Raw genomic sequence first — 17,697 nt, forward strand, 5'->3', positions numbered from 1 at the left:
CAACATCTGAGGTGGTCAGTTGTCGTAGGAGGCGACGCCTACGGGGCCTACGCCTATGCAGAGGTCGAGGCCGGGGGTGCGGGGGCTGATGCGGAGGGTGGAGCCGCTGCCGGTTACGCGGATGTAGGCGGTGTTCAGGCCGGTTCGGACGGGGGCGGGGACGGGGGCACCGTGTTCGAAGGAGACGGTGATGCGGTCGTCTCGGTTGGCCAGGTAGTTGAGTTGGACGGTCCACTCGTGTTCGAGCATCGGGCCGTCGAGCGGGATGTCGGTCGGTTGGGGGCCTCGAACTCGATAGCCGCAGTTGGGGTCCGGGCCGGGCAGGATGCTGCGGTTCCACCAGACGGCCGCTTCGACGATCGTGCCGCTGTCGGTGATCATGCGCAGATGTGTTGTCGAATCGGCGAAGGTGGCGGGCGAAGCGAGCGGTGCGAGAACCCGGCTGGTCAGATTCTGGGGGTATGCCGTCGGGTTCAGGACGGTCCACGGCACTTCCTGTTCGAGCAGGGGAGCGCCGTCGGAGCGGGCCAGGGCCGACTTCACGTTGGTGACGTAGGTTTTGGTCGGGTTTGTGCGCCATGAGCGCACGAAGGTGGTCGTGGACCACAGGCTGCTCACGAGGAACAGCACCGTCAGTGCTGCGGTGGCGCGTGGACTGAGCCGTAACGCGAAGGTACGGTCGCGCACCACAAGTTCGTCGTCACGCGGGCGAGCTCGCAATATCAGCGCGCCCGCAGCGGTCAGCACCACCGCCATATCGGCGAAGTAGCGTAGGGATTGCAGCAGTTCGCCCGCGGTATTCGGCCCACTGCGGGCCAGCGCCACCGGCAGTTGGGCCACCAGCACATATACCGCCGCCGTCGCCCACACCGGTCCGATACGGAGCCGAGCACGCATCGACAGCGTCACCAGTGCCGACAAACAGACCCACGCCGACACCACCGCCCACCCCGGCGGATCCGCCCATGGCGTCGACGGCAGCCAGCGCTCCCAGCTCCACGGCCCGCCGAACACCGTCGGCACGATGCCCAATGATGTCGCGCGGGGCAGTAACTCACGCAGTTCGGCCGGACTGCTGTGCAGCGCCGAAATATTCACGACCGTGAGGTATCCGGCCAGCCAACAGAGGATCACCACACCCGATCCGGCCCAGAGCGGCGCGCCGCGCCGCGCAACCACGCGGATCGCGGATCCGAGACCGTCGACGTGGCGGGTGAGTGCGGCAACGGCGAAGGCGGCGAACGGGACGATCGCCGCCTTCTCGAAGAACAGCAGCGCCACCACGAGCACCACGACCCCCGACAGCGCGTACCGCCGCCGACCGCTGTCGATCAGGCGCACCGCATCGCCGATCACCCAGGCGAGCGCGAATTGCAGCGGGAGCGCATTGAGGGCGGCGGCCCACCACGCGTACGCCGGAAGCGTCAGCGGGCAGAACAGGTAGAACACGAGCGGGACCAGGATCGTCCAACGCGCGCCGACCAGCACGATCAGCATCCGCAGCACCGCCGCCGACGCCGCGAGTTGCAGGACCAGCAGCGATAGCACCGGCCCCGCCCATGTCAGCGGCGCAATCGCGGTCACCACCCACGCCGTGGCGAAGGCCAGCGGCATGAAATGTCCGTCGTGGTTGTACAGCAGCAGATCCGTCGACCACAGCGGATAGGCCCCCGCCCGGCCGACCAGAATGAGATCGTCCCAGTAGAAGTACCCGCTATCGGCCACCCAGTAGCGAAGTGCCAACTGGAGCAGGATCAGACATCCGGCCGCGACGCCTACCGGCCGGACCGTCCTGATCATTCCCGAGGTCTGCGGGGACGAGACGTCGACGCACTCCGGAACGGCGACGGTGTCCATGGCATCCCACCGTAGCGTCGCCGGGCTGGGATCTCGATCAAACGCCGAGTGCGCGGGCCAGATGCGGCCAGGAATCGTGCAGGTCGGTCTCGAACTGGCCCCAGGTGTGCGACCCCTCGGGGCGGTTGACGTGGACGACCGGCAGCCCGAGCTCGCGGAGCCGGTCGGCGAATGCGTCGGTGCACGAGCTGGCGATCGCCTCGATCGGCGGGAAGCCGAGCCCGCCGTCATCGATCGGGCCCGGTGTGCCGGTGGCGGCCGACAGGTAGATCGTCTTGCCCGTCAGCGCGGCGGCATTGGTGAATGCGTCGTGTACCCGCCAGATTCCCTGACCCAGCTCACCCCACATATTGACCGGATTGGCGCCGCCGCGGATCACCTGGGCACTGATCATCGCCACCCCGAGCGCGTCCGAGGTCCACGGGCAGCCGCTGTAGGCCGCCACCGCGCGGTACACGTCGGGTGACTGAATGGCGAGGTCGACGGCAGATCCCGCGCTCATCGACACGCCGGCGATCGCATTGCGCCCGGTGCTGCCGAGCCGGGGGTCGAGGACTGCGGGGAGTTCCCGGGAGAGGTAGGTCTGCCATCGGTTGCGGCCGACCGCCGGATCGTCGGTGAGCCAGTCGGTGTACATGCTGTAGGCCCCGCCGATCGGCATCACCACATTGACATGCTTATCCGCGAAGAACTGCCGGACATCGGTATCGTCCCACCACGAGATGCCGTCGCTGCCACCGCCGATACCGGTGAGCAGATACAGCGTCGGCGCCGGACCGCCCGAGGCCCGAATCACCCTGTTGCTCACCACCCGATCCATCGCGGGCGAATAGATATCCACCCGCGATACCGATCCATCCAGCGCAGCCTCATCGACCACATGCGGCGCCGCGGCGGCAGGGCGAACGGTCACAACGGAAATCGCGAAACTGGCCACCAGCACACTCACGAGCGAGGCCAAATACTTTGAAGCCCTCACGATTCCGTAATACCACCGCAGATCGATACGCAAACCTGGTGTGCGACACCATCATCCGCGTTGTGCCGACGGTGCACGCCGAAACTACATCGACGCCGCACCGGGGCAAGATCTTCAGCTGGTGTGGCGCCCGAACCGGCCGGATTCGAAACCGGCCAGCATCCGGAAGGCGAGCACCGCGCCCCACGGGCCGATGACCCAGATCGGCCACGGGTAGGTGAATTCGCCGACGCTGATCGAGATCGCTCCCCAGATGGCGAGAACGAGCACGCTGACGCCGAGCCACGAAGTGCCTTCGATCTGCTGCCAGATCGGGAAGCGAGCGGTCGAATTCTTCTGTACCGCGGACTCTTTCGGCAGTTTCGGCAGATCCGACAGCACCAGCTGCAGATCGTCGCGCACCCCGGTCTCATAGACGCGGGCAACGCGCTGGTCGTATTCGGCGAGGTCGATCCGACCATCGGCCATATGCCGCCCGAGCAGCCGCACAACTTTCTCGCGCTCCGCATCGGAGGCCCGAGTACCAGGCGAGATTTCCATGTCAGGTCCTAACAGCTAGATCTATGTTCCACATTGGAAGGTGAAACCAGAATGCATCCTCCATTGTGGAATGTCAAGCTGTTTTCAGGCGTAGCAGGTCAGTGGATGTCAGAACCCGATCGACGGCTGCCCGGCCCGGGTCAAGCACGTTCCCAGGCCGGGGATATCGCGCGGTCTTGGTGGGATTTATCTGCGGCGACGCCGTTCGGGCGGTTCGGTCCATCGCTGGCTCTGCGATTCTGACGTGTGCGGCCAAGGGGATTCGGAGTGGTTGGCGCCGGATAGGGCATGACGGTGTGCGCCGGAGGTTTCGTTTCGGTGGGTGTTCGGCGGCTGGTTGCGTCTTCGTGCTGGGAGTTCGTCGCGGCGCGCGGCGGGTTCGCCCAGGCGGGAATCGGCCGAGGAGGTGGGGCGGCGTTGGTCGGCGGGGGCTCTGCGGCGTGCGTGCGCTGGTTCGTCTTGTTCGGATGGCTCGCGGCGGCGGCCCAACCGTTCGGGCTCGTTCTGGTCTGCGGCGCGGGTTCGTCGGTGCGGTGATGTGGCGCGCCGGGTGCTCGTCAGCCCTTGTGGTCCGGTGTCTTCGCGGGACGGTGGGATGTCCGGATCATGGTGGGTGAGTTCGGCTTCGAACGTGATGACGGGCAGGACGCGGGTGGTGCGGCTGGAGGAGTCGCCGCGTTCGCGGAAGGCGGCGGGGATGCCCTGGCTGTGCAGCCAGGCCCCGGGGTCGTAGCGATCCCGGCGATCCCAGTGCGGAACCGTGCGTTCCAGGAGTTCCAGCAGGTCACCCTCGCCGCCGAGGGCGGCGCGGATGGCGGGGAAGGTGCTGGCGTGGAAAGCCCAGTCCCATTCGTAGGCGGGGTGGGGACCGCTGGAGTCGTGGCCATGGAAGACCAGGTCGCCGGAGCGGGTGATGCGGGCGCGCACTGATATGTCGTCGGATTCGATGAGGAAGCCACGGATGTCGGTGCGGGCGCGGATTGCCGCGTGGTCGGCGGCTCGCACCTCGAACCACGCGGTTATCAGGCCGGTCATGGCGAGCCCGGCCGCGATGGCGACCGGGGTCCACACATCGGACAGATCGCTTTTCCGGCTGACCTCACAGGAGTAGAGAAAGACCAGACTGCCCGCGACCAGCGTGGCGATGCGGGTCAGCCGCAGCGTCGTCGCATGACGGACCAGACCGAGCACGGTGCTGGTCTTGGCCGATGGCATGTGCGGCACCCCCCGGACGAACGTTTCCCTGGCGAATCAGACTGGATCGTATGCGTCCCGGGAGTTCGGCGATAGCGCAAGCGTGATCCGATTGATCCAGCCGGGAATGATCGCCCTCGAGGTTGCGGAACCGGCTGTCGGCAGCGGTGATATTGCGGCAGGAACGTCCGCCAAACCGCCACTGGCCCTGCTCGAGCAAACCAAGAGCAGACTGAAATACTGGATATCGCGGGGCGAGTCGATACCCTACGAGTGTCCAGGGTGGGGCACCGATAGCATGGCTGGTCGCTCCATGGGACGGCGTATGTCCGACCACCGCACAGGGAAGGGTCGTCGAATTTGCACCTGAAGAGTCTGACGTTGAAGGGATTCAAATCCTTCGCGTCCGCGACGACCTTGCGCTTCGAACCGGGCATCACCTGTGTGGTCGGCCCGAACGGTTCGGGCAAATCCAATGTCGTCGACGCACTCACCTGGGTGATGGGCGAACAGGGCGCGAAGGCGCTGCGCGGCGGCAAGATGCAGGACGTCATCTTCGCCGGAACCTCCGGCCGGGCGCCGCTCGGGCGCGCCGAGGTCACGCTGACCATCGACAACTCCGACGGTGCGCTGCCGATCGACTACGCCGAGGTCTCCATCACCCGGCGCATGTTCCGCGACGGCGCGGGTGAATACGAGATCAACGGCAGCTCCTGCCGCCTGATGGATGTGCAGGAACTGCTCAGCGACTCCGGGATCGGCCGGGAAATGCACGTCATCGTCGGACAGGGCCAACTGTCCGCCATCCTGGAATCGCGCCCCGAGGACCGCCGCGCGTTCGTCGAGGAAGCAGCCGGCGTGCTCAAGCACCGCAAGCGCAAGGAGAAGGCGGTCCGCAAACTGGAGGCGATGCAGGCCAACCTGGCCCGCCTCACCGACCTCACCACCGAACTGCGCCGCCAGCTCAAACCGCTCGGTAGACAGGCCGAGGTGGCCCGCCGCGCCCAGACCGTGCAGGCCGACCTGCGTGACGCGCGCCTGCGCCTGGCCGCCGACGATCTGGTCACCCGGCGCAACGAGCTCGAGAGCCAGCAGAGCAAAGAGGCGTACGCCCGCGAGCAGCAGATCACCGTGCAGACCGAACTCGACGCCGCGAATGCCGCACTGGCGCAGCAGGAGTTCCAGCTGTCCCGGCTCACCCCGAGCGCCGAGGCCGCCGCGCAGATCTGGTTCCAGCTGTCCGCACTGGCCGAGCGCGTCAATGCGACCATCCGCATCGCGGGTGACCGGGCCCGCAACCTGCACACCGAACTGCCCGTCGGCAGCGGCCGCGATCCCGAACAGCTCGAGGCCGAGGCCGAACGCGTCGAGGCCGAGGAGGCCGAACTGCGCGAGGCTGTAGAGATCGCGGCCGAAACCCTGGAGGCGGCGCGCGACGCACTCGCCGAACGCGAGCAGGCCGCCAAGGCCGCCGAACAGGCGCATCTGGCCGCGGTGCGCGCCATCGCCGACCGGCGCGAGGGGCTGGCCCGGCTATCGGGTCAGGTCGAGACCCTGCGCACCAGGTCGCAGTCGGTCGATGCGGAGATCACCCGGCTGACCGTCGCGATCGGCGAGGCCCGCCAGCGCGGCGAGGCGGCCCAGGCCGAATTCGATACCGTCCAAGGCGAACTCGGCGAACTCGAGGCCGGTGAGGCCGGTTTGGACGCCCAGCACGAACATGCGGTGCAAGCGCTCGCGCTGGCCGATCAGCGTGTCACCGAACTGCGGGAGCAGGACCGCGACGCCAGCAAGCGGGTCGCCTCGCTGAGCGCCCGCATCGAAGCATTGGGCATGGGGCTGGCCCGCAGGGACGGCGCGGCCTGGCTGGTCGAGAACCGCTCGCAGGGACTGCTCGGTCCGCTTTCCGGGCTGATCCGGGTGCACGGTGGTTTCGAGGCCGCGGTCGCCGCGACCCTCGGCCCACTCGCCGATGCCGTTGCCGCCGACACCGGAGACTCCGCCCATGCCGCGGTGCGCGCGCTGAAGGAGGCCGACGGCGGTCGCGCCGCGCTGGTATTCGATGCTCGAGATGGTTTGCCGAAGTCCGACGGTGCGTTGCCCGGTGCGGCCCGCTGGCTCGCCGACGTGGTGGACGGCCCGGATAACGTGCGCGGCGCCATTGCCGCACTGACCGCCGGCGTCGCCGTGGTCGACGATCTCGCGGCCGCCGCCGAAGTGGTCCGCGCCCGGCCGGATCTGCGTGTGGTCACCCGCGACGGCGATCTCGCCGGAACCGGTTGGGTGCTGGGCGGATCCGATCGCGCACCGAGTCAGCTGGAGATCCAGGCCGATATCGACGCCGCCAAGGCCGATCTGATCGCCGCCCAGCGCCGCGCCGAGGAGTTGGAGGCCGCCCTCTCCGGCGCACTGGACGAACAGGCCGACCGCAAGGATGCCGTCGACCAGGCGTTGCTCGCACTGCACGAATCCGATCAGGCCCTGGTGGTGATCTACGACCGGCTCGGCAGGGTGGGCGAGGTGGCACGCACCGCCCAGGCCGACGTCGACCGGATCACCGGTCAGCGCGCGGAAACCGAGTCGGGTCGGGAAGAGGCGCTGGCGGCGCTGGCCGATCTCGAAGAACGGCTGCGCCGCACCGAACTCGAATCCGATGTCGACGACGGTATGGGCTTGGCGGGCACCGAATCGGCGGGCCGCGACCGGGAGGAGGCCGCCGCCGCACTGGCCGAGGCCCGATCCATGGAGGTCGAGGCCCGCTTGGCGGTGCGCACCTCCGAGGAACGCGCGGAATCGGTTCGCGGCAAAGCGGATTCGCTGCGCCGGGCGGCCCGCGCCGAACGCGAGACCAGGGCCCGTGCCGAACGCGCGCAGGCCGCGCGCAAACAGGCCGCCGCCGTCGCCGCCGCCGTTGCCGAATCCGGTGCGAAGGTCGCCGCCGAACTGGAATCGGTTGTGGCCCAGGCGGGTACGCGCCGCGACGAACTGGTGCGCCGCCGCACCGAATGCGCCGCCCAGGTCGAGCAGATCAAGGAGCGGGTCCGGGCGCTGACCACCCAGCTGGCCCAGCTCACCGACGCCGTGCACCGCGACGAGGTCGCCAAGGCGCAAGCGGCACTGCGGATCGAGCAGATCGAGGCGACCATTGCCGAACAGTTCGGCATCGCGCTGTCGGATCTGATCGCCGAGTACGGTCCGGATGTGCCGCTGCCGCCATCGGATCTGGAGTGGCAGGAATACGAGCAGGCCAAGGAGCGCGGGGAGCAGGTCAGCGCGCCGACGCCGATGCCCTATGACCGCAAGACCCAGGAACGCCGCGCCAAACGCGCCGAGAAGGATCTGACTACCCTGGGCAAGGTGAATCCCCTTGCGCTGGAAGAGTTCGCGGCACTCGAGGAGCGCTACAACTTCCTCGCCACCCAGCTCGAGGACGTCAAGAGCGCGCGCAAGGATCTGCTCGATGTGGTCGCCGAGGTGGACGCGCGCATCCTGCAGGTTTTCACCGAGGCATATGAGGATGTCGAACGCGAATTCGTCGGCGTCTTCGCCAAGCTGTTCCCCGGCGGCGAGGGCAGGCTGGTGCTCACCGATCCGTCGGACATGTTGACCACCGGCATCGAGGTGGAGGCGCGCCCGCCCGGCAAGAAGGTCAAGCGGCTGTCGCTGCTATCGGGTGGTGAGAAGTCGCTGACCGCGGTCGCGCTGCTGGTGGCCATCTTCCGCGCCCGCCCCTCGCCGTTCTACGTGATGGACGAGGTCGAAGCCGCGCTGGACGATACCAACCTTCGCCGCCTCATCGGCCTGTTCGAGCAGCTGCGCGAGAAGAGTCAGCTGATCGTCATCACCCACCAGAAGCCGACCATGGAGATCGCCGACGCCCTCTACGGCGTCAGCATGCGCGGCGATGGCATCACCCAGGTGATCAGCCAACGCCTGCGTGGGGAGAACCTGGCGCCGGTGGGTGCCGCGGCGGGCTGAGCCGGTCACCGCAATCGGGGCACATCCGCGGGGCGGACGTATGGCGTTGCGGGGCCGGCCGTCCGATTGATCGGGCCGAATTGATCACAAAGCCGTTGTGATCGTGGCCTTTTCGATTTCCCGTTGTTGCCCGGGGGCGGGCACGGGCGGAGTAGGTTGCGGAATATGGGCGGGAGGGTGGCGCTGGTAGTCGGCTCGGAGTGCGCAGCGCTGCCCCGGTTGGGTTTCACCGGCGAGCTCGCCACCGGTCTCTACACCGAACTGCGGGGGCTCGGGGGCTGGCAACCGGCCACTCGCAACGGCGGGCCGCTCTTGGATCCGACGATCGACGAATTGGCCAGCGCCGTAGACGATGCCTTCGAGATCGCCTCGAATCAGCAAGCGACGCTGCTCATCAGCTTTATCGGCCACGGCATGACCACCGCCTCGGAGAATTTCTATCTGCTCGCCCACGATTCCCCACAGCTGCCCAAGCTGCGCAACGCTTTTCATCTGACCCAGGAAATCCAGGAACACCTGAACAGCGCCGCCGCGCTGGACGGGTTGATCGTGCTGGTCGACGCCTGCGAGACGGGGGAGGGCGTGCGGGGTGCGGCCCGGCGCTGGCCGGAGGCGTCCGGCCCGAACGGGCGTGTCGAACTGTTGGTCGCCACCGGCAATGGCCCCGCCTATTTCGGGTGCTTCACTCGAACGATCATCACCACGTTCGGCAAGGGGGTGCCGCACGGCGGCGAAAGCCTGCTGCCTTCGGATCTGGTGCGGCCGCTGCGCCGATGTCCGGCGCTGGAGCCGCAGTCGTTCTCCTTCACCTCCGGAATCCGCACGACCAGTAGCGATCCCGGTCTCTGGCTGGTGCCCAATGTCGCCCGACGGGAGGATGCGGTGAGCGGCAGCGCGGCCGCGGGTTTCGTGGACCAGCTGATCAATGGTCTGGTCGTCTCGGAGCCATTGCGCGAGCGGCTGACCCAGGTGGTCGACGCGGGCACGGATCGGTTACGCGGGGTGGTCGGCCCCGCGGGCTGCGGCAAATCCACCTTGCTCGCGACCCTGATCCGTCCGGGCTGGGTGGACACGCTGCCGATCAAGGCCGAATACATCACGGCCGCAGTGATTCTCGATGTGACCAGCTCACTGGAATCGTTCACCGCCGAGTTGGCGCAGCAGCTGGGCAGGCGGCTCGACGGCTTCAAAACGGCAACGCGCATGGTCGAATTCGACCTCGCCGAACAAGACAGCAGCCGACTCGACCAGTTCGATATCAAAATCCTGCGGCCGCTGGCCCGGCTCGACCCGTCGAAGCCGGTGCACATCCTGGTCGACGGACTCGATCATCCGAAGCGCGGCAGTCGCACGCTGCTGTCCTATGCGGTCGCCGAGTTGACCCGCCGTCCGGAACTCGCCCATGTGCATCTCATCGTCGGCATCCGTGACGGAACCGGTATCGAGAATTCGCCGCTGCTGGCCCATATGCGGCGCATCGATGTGCCAGCTCCGACGACGGCGGATATCGCCGATACCGTCGCGGCGGCCCGCGGCCACACCGAGCACACCAATTGGCGCGAGTGGATCGAGGGTCTGCTGCAGCAGACTCCGACCGGTGGGTGGCTGCTGGCCCGGCTGCTGATCGAGATCCACTCCGATATCACGTCCTCGGACCTGGACCGGGGGATCGGTCTCGACGCCCTGGTCTGGCGGCGGGTCCGCGATGTGGTCGACAATGCGGATCCCGCGACGGCACAGGCGGCTTCCGCGCTGCTCGGCATCCTGGTCGCGGCGGGCGCAGGTCCGGTCCTGCCGCTCGAACTGCTGGAACGTGCGCTGGATTTCCTGGATATCGGGTTGAGCACCAACCGGATTCGAGATCTAGTCGTTCGGCTCGGGGTGCTGGTCAGTCGGGGGCATCCGGGCACCTCGGGCGAGATGCTCGGATTGGCGCACAACGCGTTTCGGCGCTCGCTCATCGCCGCGGGGCGCACGGTGGCGCGCCGGGACGCGCATCGGGCGCTGGCGAAGGCACTCGAGCAGGACGCGCGCTCGACCCAACCCGCGCCCCAGATCACCGATTACGGCCGTCGATCGGCCGTGCGGCACTATCTCGGCTACGGTGATTCGGCCGCGGCATTGGCTTTCCTGGAACGGTTGAACACCCAGCGCGCCGCGGATAACCGCGATCTGTGGGCGGCTTGGATTCCGGCGTTCGAGGCGTCGGTCGGTCCGGAGCACGCCGATACCCTGACCGCCCGCAACAATCTCGCGTTCTGGCGCGGGGAGAGCGGCGATCTGGCGACCGCCACCGTCGACCATCAGAACCTACTCGTCGAGAGCACCCGGTTGCTCGGCGCCGATGCCCTCGGCACCCTGACCATTCGCACCAATCTCGCCCGCTGGCACGGCGAAAGCGGTGCTTTCCCCACGGCCATAGCCGAATTCGAGCAGTTGGTCGCCGACCGGACCCGCCTGCTCGGCGCGGATGATCCGGCGACCCTGCGCACCCGAGGTGACCTCGCACATTTCCGTGGCGAGCAGGGCGAGACGGCCGAGGCCATTGCCGAATTCCAGCGACTGTTCATCGATCGACGCGCCGTACTCGGACCGGATCATCCCGACACGCTCACCGCCCGTTACGAACTCGCGTACTGGCGCAGCGAAAGCGGTGATATCGATACCGCCATTATCGAGCTGCATCAGCTGCTCGTCGATCAGCAGCGCATCTCCGGCACCGCCGATCCGGCCTTCTTCAAGACCCGACATCGGGTCACCCAGCTGCACGCCGAGAGCGGCGATCATGTGCGCGCGATCACCGAGTTCCAGCAGTTATTGGCCGAGCAGGAGCGCGTGCTCGGACCCGACCATCCGCACACCCTGATCACCCGCAATGACGTTGCCCGCTGGCGCGGCGTCAGCGGTGACCACGCCACCGCTATCGCGGAATTCCAGCAATTGCTCACCGACCGGACGCGCATTCTCGGACCCGAGCATCCGCGCACGTTGCGCACCCGCAACAACATCGCCTATTGGCGTGGCGAAAGCGGCGATCACCGTCGTGCCATCCAGGAGTTCGTGGCGCTGATAGACGATGAGCGGCGCATCCTCGGCCTCGACCATCCGATTACCCTGCTCTCGCGCCACAACCTGGCCCACCTGTACGGCGAAATCGGTCACTACCTCACGGCCGTCGCCGAATTCGAACAGATACTTCCGGTCCGGATCCGCATCCTGGGGCCCGACAATCCGCATACCCTGCGCACCAGGCACGAACTGGCCTTCTGGCGCGGGGAGAGCGGCAACCCGGCCACCGCGGTCGAGGAGTACCGACAATTGCTCGCCGACCGGCAGCGGGTGCTGCCGATCGACCATCCCGATACCCTGCGCACCCGCCATGCCGTGGCGTACTGGCGTGGGGAAAGTGGTGACCCCGCCACCGCGGTCGCGGAGTACGAGCATCTGCTCCGCGATGAACTCGCGGTCCTCGGTCCGCACCACCCCGAGACCTTCAGCACCCGGCACAGTCTCGCGTTCTTCCGCGGTCAGAGCGGTCAGATCGGCGCCGCTGTCACCGAATACGAGCGGCTGCTCGACGACGAACGCGCGGTCCTCGGGCCGGATCACCCCGAAACCCTGCACACCTGGCACCGCCTCGCACTCTGGCGCGGGGAGAGTGGCGATCTCGCTGCCGCGCTCGCCGCGCTAGAGGAGCTGCTGCCGGTCCGGCTGCGCGTGCTCGGACCCGACCATCCCGACACCCTGCGCACCCGGCACAATCTGGCCAGATGGCGCGGTGAAGCGGGCCATTACGCCACCGCCATAGCCGAATACGAGGAACTGCTGAACGACCGGCGGCGGATACTCGGACCCGACCACCACGACACACTGACCTCACTGCACAATCTCGCGTATTGGCGCGGCGAGAGCGGCGACCCGGCGGCGGCCGTTGTCGAATTCGAGCAACTGCTCCTCGCGCGCGAGCGCGTACTCGGCCCCGACCATCCCGACACCCTGCGCACCAGAGCCAATCTCGCGCAGTACCGCGCCGAAAGCGGCGATATCGCCACTGCCCTCCCGGAATTCGAGTACGTACTCGCCAATCGCATTCGGGTGCACGGCCCCGAGCATCCGAACACCTTCCGCACCCGCCACGATCTCGCGTGTTGGCGTGGCGCGCACGGCGATCCGGCCACCGCCGTGGCGGAGTTGGCCGGACTGCTCACCGATCGCATCCGGGTGCTCGGCGACGATCATCCGGACACACTGCTGAACCGCAATGAATTGGCCCGCTGGCGTTGTGAATCCGGTGATTCCCGTTCCGCCGTCGGTGAGCTCGAGCGGCTACTCGCCGATGAACATCGGATATTCGGCGTCGACCACCCGCGCACCCTCGCCACCCGCTACCACTTGGCCCACGCGCGCCACGGCGCGGGTGACACCGCCACCGCCGCAGTCGAATACGAGCAGCTGCTCGAAGTGCAACTGCGGGTCCTCGGTCCCGACCACCCCGACACCCGCCGCACGCGCGCCGCGTGCCACAACGGAACCGCCAGCAGCACAGGTAGCTTCGGCGTGCGCACCCGGATCCGCCGCCCGCTCGGCCGCGCCAACGGCGATCCCGATTCGCATCCTCCGGATTACTGAGCCGATCGGCCGCCCCGGGGACTCAGGGTGACGACGCCGGAATCGAGGTCGACGAGCGGATCATCGCCGGATTCGCGGTCGTCCACCTCGGCCACCGCCACCCATTCCTTGCGCTCGTGAATGTGCTTGCGCGTGGGTCCGAATATCTCATCGACCTCCGCGCCGACCGGATCGCGGCGCTTGCGGTTGGTCCACCCTTCGAGCAGGTTCACCGCATCGAGCGTACGTCGGAAGCCGTGGCATACAGCCGCACCCGCTTTCGGCCCTGTGCACCCGGGCGCCGCAAAAGGGCCGACAAGGAGTGCGGCTGTTCGGTCAGTGCGCGCCGACGCGGCGGTCGTTGTCGAATTGCGCCTTGATCAGGGCGGCTCCGGTTGTGGTGAGCCAGGATTCGAGGGTGGTGAGGGCGGGATAGATCTCGCGCAGCGCCGGGATGTCGGCGTGCCAGCCGCCGTTCTGCCGGATGAGCCGCCACGTATTGCCGATCTGTTCGCCGAGTTCATCCGCCTCGGCCTCGCTCGCCTCGACGTAGCGCACCGTGAGGCCGGTGGCGCGGTTGATCGCCGCCACCGCCGCGACGGGTGTGATCGCGTCACCGGCCAATTCGAGGGTCCGGCCGTGGAAGCGGTCCGGATCGTGGAAGGCCAGTGCGGCGAAGGCCGCGATATCGGCGATGGCGATCATCTGCAGCGGCCGGTCCGCCTGGAACAGGTGCTTGTGCACGCCGTCGATAATTCCGTCCACTGGACTGCCACGCAGGACGTAGTTCTCCATGAAACGCACCGGGCGCAGCAGGGTGTAGCGCAGACCACTGGCCGCGATCGCATCCTCGATGCGACCCTTTCCGGCCATACCCCAGGAGCGGTCATCGGTCATCGAGGCGACGCCGGTGAAGACGATCTGGTCGACACCGGCGCGTGCGGCCGCGTCGAGTACCGCGATGCCGCGGGTGGCCTCCAACTCCGCGTCCCAACCGTTCGGTCCGAAAGCGGCTGGTGGAACAAGGAATACGGCGCGCACACCGGCGACGGCGGCGTCCAGTGTTGCCGGTGCGTCGAAGTCGCCGGTCACCAATTCGGCGCCCGCGTCGGCGAGTGCCTGCGCCGCGGGCGCGTCGGGATCGCGGACCAGCGCACGCACCGCGACGCCGTCGGCCAGCAGTCGGCGCGCGGTGGCGCCGCCCTGCTTGCCGGTCGCGCCGGTGATCAGTATCGGGTTCTGCTGAGGGGACATGCTCGCCTTCTCATTCGATCGGACTCTGCTCGTACAATCGGGTCGGATAACCCGCATTCGGACGATATGGGCGCGATCACCCGCTTGACCAGGTCCCGGCACGGAAGGCCGTAACGAAATGCCTGCTCCGCAGTCTCCGCCCACACCGCCCGGCGCCGCCGCACGAGCCGATGCCCGCCGCAACCGGGCGCTGGTGCTGGCCGCCGCACAACGCGCCTTCGCCGAACACGGCACTTCGGTCTCGCTGGCCGAGGTCGCGCGCCGTGCCGGGGTGGGCGCAGGCACGGTCTACCGGCATTTCCCCACGAAAACCGATCTGCTGGAAGCGGTTATGCAACACCGCATCGACCGGCTCGCCGCCGTCGCGGCCGCGCATCTCGACGCGCCGGATCCGGGTGCCGCGTTCTTCGCGCTCTGCACCGAGGTGGTCGCCTCGGCTCCGCGCAGCCAGGCGCTCTGCGATATCGTCCAGTCCGACGACGGCTGGCCGAAGGCGCTGCTACGCAGCGCGGGCGACCGGTTCCATCACGCGCTCGGCGCCCTGTTGACGGCCGCGCAGCGCCAGGGCGCGGTCCGCCCCGATATCGAAATGGCCGATGTACTGGACATCTTCACCGGATGTGTTGCGATCCAGCGACGTCAGCGCCCCGACGGCCCGATGATCCGCGCCGCCGCCATCATGCTCGACGCGATGCGCGCGGACCCGAGAATCCGGACCGTAACGAAACCCGACGCAGAGGCCATCCTCCGTAACGGAACAGCTTCACGTAACGAAACGACCGGCGTGCACTGCCCGATCTGCGGTACCGCGATCCGCCCCACCGGAACCGGCCGGCCGGCCCGTTACTGCGGCGCCGCCTGCCGTCAAAAGGCGCACCGCCAACGAACCGCTCGCGCCGCCCTGGCCGGGGCAGTCGCGAGAGGTTGACAGGCGGGTCCTCGGGAGAGTGCTAGAGCAGGTCGCTCACGTCGTCCGGTACGTCGACGGCGTATTTGCGCAAAATATCCATCGAGATCACTTCCAGGGCGTTTTCGTGGGTGGCCGCCAGCACCACGGGTGCGGCGACGCCGTCCTCGTGCGCGTGCAGCCAGCGCACCGCCACCACACACCACCGGTCTCCCGGTTGCAGGCCCGGGAAGTTGTTCTCCGGGCGCGGCGTACTCAAATCGTTGCCGATGGACGCCTGGTGTTCGAGAAACTCAGCCGTGACGACGGTGCACACGGTGTGGCTACCGAGATCCTCCGGCCCGGTGCTGCAGCAGCCGTCCCGGTAGAACCCGGTGAGAGGATCGGCGCCGCACTCTTCCAGCGGCCCCCCAAGCACGTTTCGATCGGTCACGTCGCCGATCCTATTGTCCCTTCGCGAGAAGTTCCGCAGGACAAGAAATCTCGGGGGTTGTGTGTCGGGGCCAGGACGGCGTGGTAATGCGAAGAATCTGGTTCTGCAAGGATGGTCGGCGTGAGTTCCGAAGCCTGGATCCTGATTGCCGCTGTCGCCGCCGTGCTGGTGGTGGCGTTTGTCGCCGGATTCGTCCTGTACAAACGCCGTCGCGTCACGCTGACGTCGCCCACCGCGGAGAAAGAACTGACCGACCGGTCGGGTGGGTACACGGCCTCGGGTGGCTTCAACTTCAGTCAGGGCGGCACGGCCACCGCGACACGCCCGGAACCCGCACCGATCGAGCGAACCGACACCGAGGGGCAGCCGCATATCGGCGATGACGCGGCGATTCCGCGCGACGCGCCGAAGCGCGGCATAACCAATGTGTCGCTGCCCGAGAGCGATGTCGACACCGCGCAGTCCGCTCCGGCCGAGACCGATGGTGCGGTCGAATCCACAACGGCCACGGCTGATTCCGATACCTCGGTCGAGTCGGACGCGGTAGCCACCCAACCCGAGGCCGCTCCAACGGATGCCGACACGGGCGCACCCACGGACACCACCGCGCCGACAACTCCCGCGCCCGGACCAGAAGAAACTTCGGTCGAAGCCGCCCCAGAGCCCACCGCCGCCGACGCCGCGATCGTCCCCGCCCTCGAGGAAATCGAGCCGACCGCGGGCCGCCTGGTCCGCCTGCGCGGGCGCCTGTCCCGTTCGCAGAACGCCGTGGGCAAGAGCCTGCTCGGCCTGCTCGGCGGCGGTGACCTGGATGAGGACTCCTGGGAAGAGGTCGAGGACACCCTGGTCCTCGCCGATCTCGGCACCGCGAGCACCGCGGCGGTGGTCGAGCGCCTCCGCGAGGAAATGGCGGCCCGCAGCGTCCGCAATACCGAACAGGCCCGCGCCGTCCTGCGCGATGTGCTGGTCGAGGCCCTGCGCCCCGAGCTCGACCGCTCGGTCCGTGCGCTCCCGCACGACGATCACCCGTCGATCCTGCTGGTCGTCGGCGTCAACGGCACCGGAAAGACCACCACCACCGGCAAGCTGGCCCGCGTCCTCGTCGCCGATGGCCGCCGCGTGCTGCTCGGTGCGGCCGATACCTTCCGCGCGGCGGCCGCCGATCAGTTGCAGACCTGGGGTGAGCGGGTCGGCGCGGATACGGTCCGCGGCAAGGAGGGCGCGGACCCCGCGGCCGTCGCCTTCGACGCGGTCGGCGCTGGCATCGACCGCGGCGTCGATGTCGTCATGATCGACACCGCGGGCCGCCTGCACACCAAGACCGGTCTGATGGACGAGCTCGGCAAGGTCAAGCGTGTGGTGGAGAAGAAGGCCAAGGTCGACGAGGTCCTGCTCGTCCTCGATGCCACCGTCGGCCAGAACGGTCTCATGCAGGCCAGGGTCTTCGCAGAAGTGGTGGATATCACTGGCGTGGTACTGACCAAACTCGATGGAACGGCCAAGGGCGGAATCGTCTTCCAGGTCCAGCACGAACTCGGCGTGCCGGTGAAACTGGTCGGCCTCGGCGAGGGCGCCGACGATCTGGCCCCGTTCGAACCCGCCGCCTTCGTCGACGCACTGCTCGGCTGAACCGAATAGCCATACCGTCGCGCGGCACGGGTCCGTTCGCGCTCGCTCGACCCCCGCTACCGATCAGGGAGCGGGGGGCGAGTGCCGCGCGCCGGAAGTTTGCCGTACCTACTCCTCGGTAAATACTCCCCGACCTCCGCCGACACCCACCTCACACTGTCCGGGAAACTCGGGGCGAACATTTCGAAACGTGGTAGCAACACAACTGCTCCATCCGTTCACGCAGGTGAAACACGACAGCTCTGTGGATGAAACACCGAATGAGGACCCTTCTGTGCAGGTCCATTTGCCGGAGTCGGCTGGGCCCGAGATGAGGAG

11 protein-coding genes are annotated in these 17,697 nt (G+C 67.8%); 4 read left to right on the forward strand and 7 right to left on the reverse strand.

From position 1 onward, the window contains the following. Window positions 1-15: 15 nt before the first annotated feature. From ACQP2D_RS11310 to ACQP2D_RS11325, 4 genes are all read right to left on the reverse strand, one after another. The gene (locus ACQP2D_RS11310) at window positions 16-1,857 is read right to left on the reverse strand and encodes a hypothetical protein (RefSeq protein ID WP_433683665.1); all 1,842 of its coding nucleotides are present in this window, start codon (window positions 1,855-1,857) and stop codon (window positions 16-18) included. A 37-nt stretch (window positions 1,858-1,894) separates the two neighbouring features. Further along, window positions 1,895-2,836: an alpha/beta hydrolase gene (locus tag ACQP2D_RS11315; RefSeq protein ID WP_433683666.1), complete on the reverse strand. Its 942-nt coding sequence runs from the start codon at window positions 2,834-2,836 to the stop codon at window positions 1,895-1,897. 114 nt (window positions 2,837-2,950) lie between these two features. Then, the gene (locus tag ACQP2D_RS11320; RefSeq protein ID WP_433683667.1) at window positions 2,951-3,376 is read right to left on the reverse strand and encodes a DUF1707 SHOCT-like domain-containing protein; all 426 of its coding nucleotides are present in this window, start codon (window positions 3,374-3,376) and stop codon (window positions 2,951-2,953) included. Between the two features lie 186 nt (window positions 3,377-3,562). Continuing rightward, window positions 3,563-4,591 carry a hypothetical protein gene (locus ACQP2D_RS11325; RefSeq protein ID WP_433683668.1) on the reverse strand — a complete coding sequence of 343 codons (1,029 nt, stop codon included), beginning with the start codon at window positions 4,589-4,591 and terminating at the stop codon, window positions 3,563-3,565. A 339-nt stretch (window positions 4,592-4,930) separates the two neighbouring features. Between ACQP2D_RS11325 and smc the strand changes: the two genes are divergently transcribed. Both smc and ACQP2D_RS11335 read left to right on the forward strand, forming a co-directional pair. Then, window positions 4,931-8,548, forward strand: a complete 3,618-nt coding sequence (gene smc, locus ACQP2D_RS11330; protein WP_433683669.1) for a chromosome segregation protein SMC — start codon at window positions 4,931-4,933, stop codon at window positions 8,546-8,548. A 165-nt stretch (window positions 8,549-8,713) separates the two neighbouring features. Continuing rightward, window positions 8,714-13,177, forward strand: coding sequence for a tetratricopeptide repeat protein (locus tag ACQP2D_RS11335; RefSeq protein ID WP_433683670.1), 4,464 nt, complete (start codon window positions 8,714-8,716; stop codon window positions 13,175-13,177). Here ACQP2D_RS11335 and ACQP2D_RS11340 read toward each other — a convergent pair. Further along, entirely contained in the window at window positions 13,171-13,389 is a 219-nt protein-coding gene (locus ACQP2D_RS11340) for a hypothetical protein (RefSeq protein ID WP_433683671.1), read from the reverse strand. The genes ACQP2D_RS11335 and ACQP2D_RS11340 overlap by 7 nt on opposite strands. Window positions 13,390-13,492: 103 nt before the next feature. Then, complete coding sequence (locus tag ACQP2D_RS11345; protein ID WP_433683672.1) at window positions 13,493-14,410, reverse strand: NmrA family NAD(P)-binding protein; 918 nt, start codon at window positions 14,408-14,410, stop codon at window positions 13,493-13,495. A 118-nt stretch (window positions 14,411-14,528) separates the two neighbouring features. Here ACQP2D_RS11345 and ACQP2D_RS11350 point away from each other — a divergent pair, with 118 nt between their 5' ends. Beyond that, window positions 14,529-15,338 carry a TetR/AcrR family transcriptional regulator gene (locus tag ACQP2D_RS11350; RefSeq protein ID WP_433683673.1) on the forward strand — a complete coding sequence of 270 codons (810 nt, stop codon included), beginning with the start codon at window positions 14,529-14,531 and terminating at the stop codon, window positions 15,336-15,338. A 22-nt stretch (window positions 15,339-15,360) separates the two neighbouring features. Here ACQP2D_RS11350 and ACQP2D_RS11355 read toward each other — a convergent pair whose 3' ends face one another. Beyond that, window positions 15,361-15,750, reverse strand: coding sequence for a DUF2237 family protein (locus ACQP2D_RS11355; RefSeq protein ID WP_014987060.1), 390 nt, complete (start codon window positions 15,748-15,750; stop codon window positions 15,361-15,363). A gap of 111 nt (window positions 15,751-15,861) precedes the next feature. Here ACQP2D_RS11355 and ftsY point away from each other — a divergent pair, with 111 nt between their 5' ends. Further along, a complete protein-coding gene (ftsY, locus tag ACQP2D_RS11360; RefSeq protein WP_433683674.1) occupies window positions 15,862-17,379 on the forward strand; it encodes a signal recognition particle-docking protein FtsY in 1,518 nt (505 codons plus the stop codon). Window positions 17,380-17,697: the final 318 nt, after the last annotated feature.

This window comes from Nocardia sp. CA-119907 (assembly GCF_050955995.1).
Lineage (GTDB): Bacteria > Actinomycetota > Actinomycetes > Mycobacteriales > Mycobacteriaceae > Nocardia.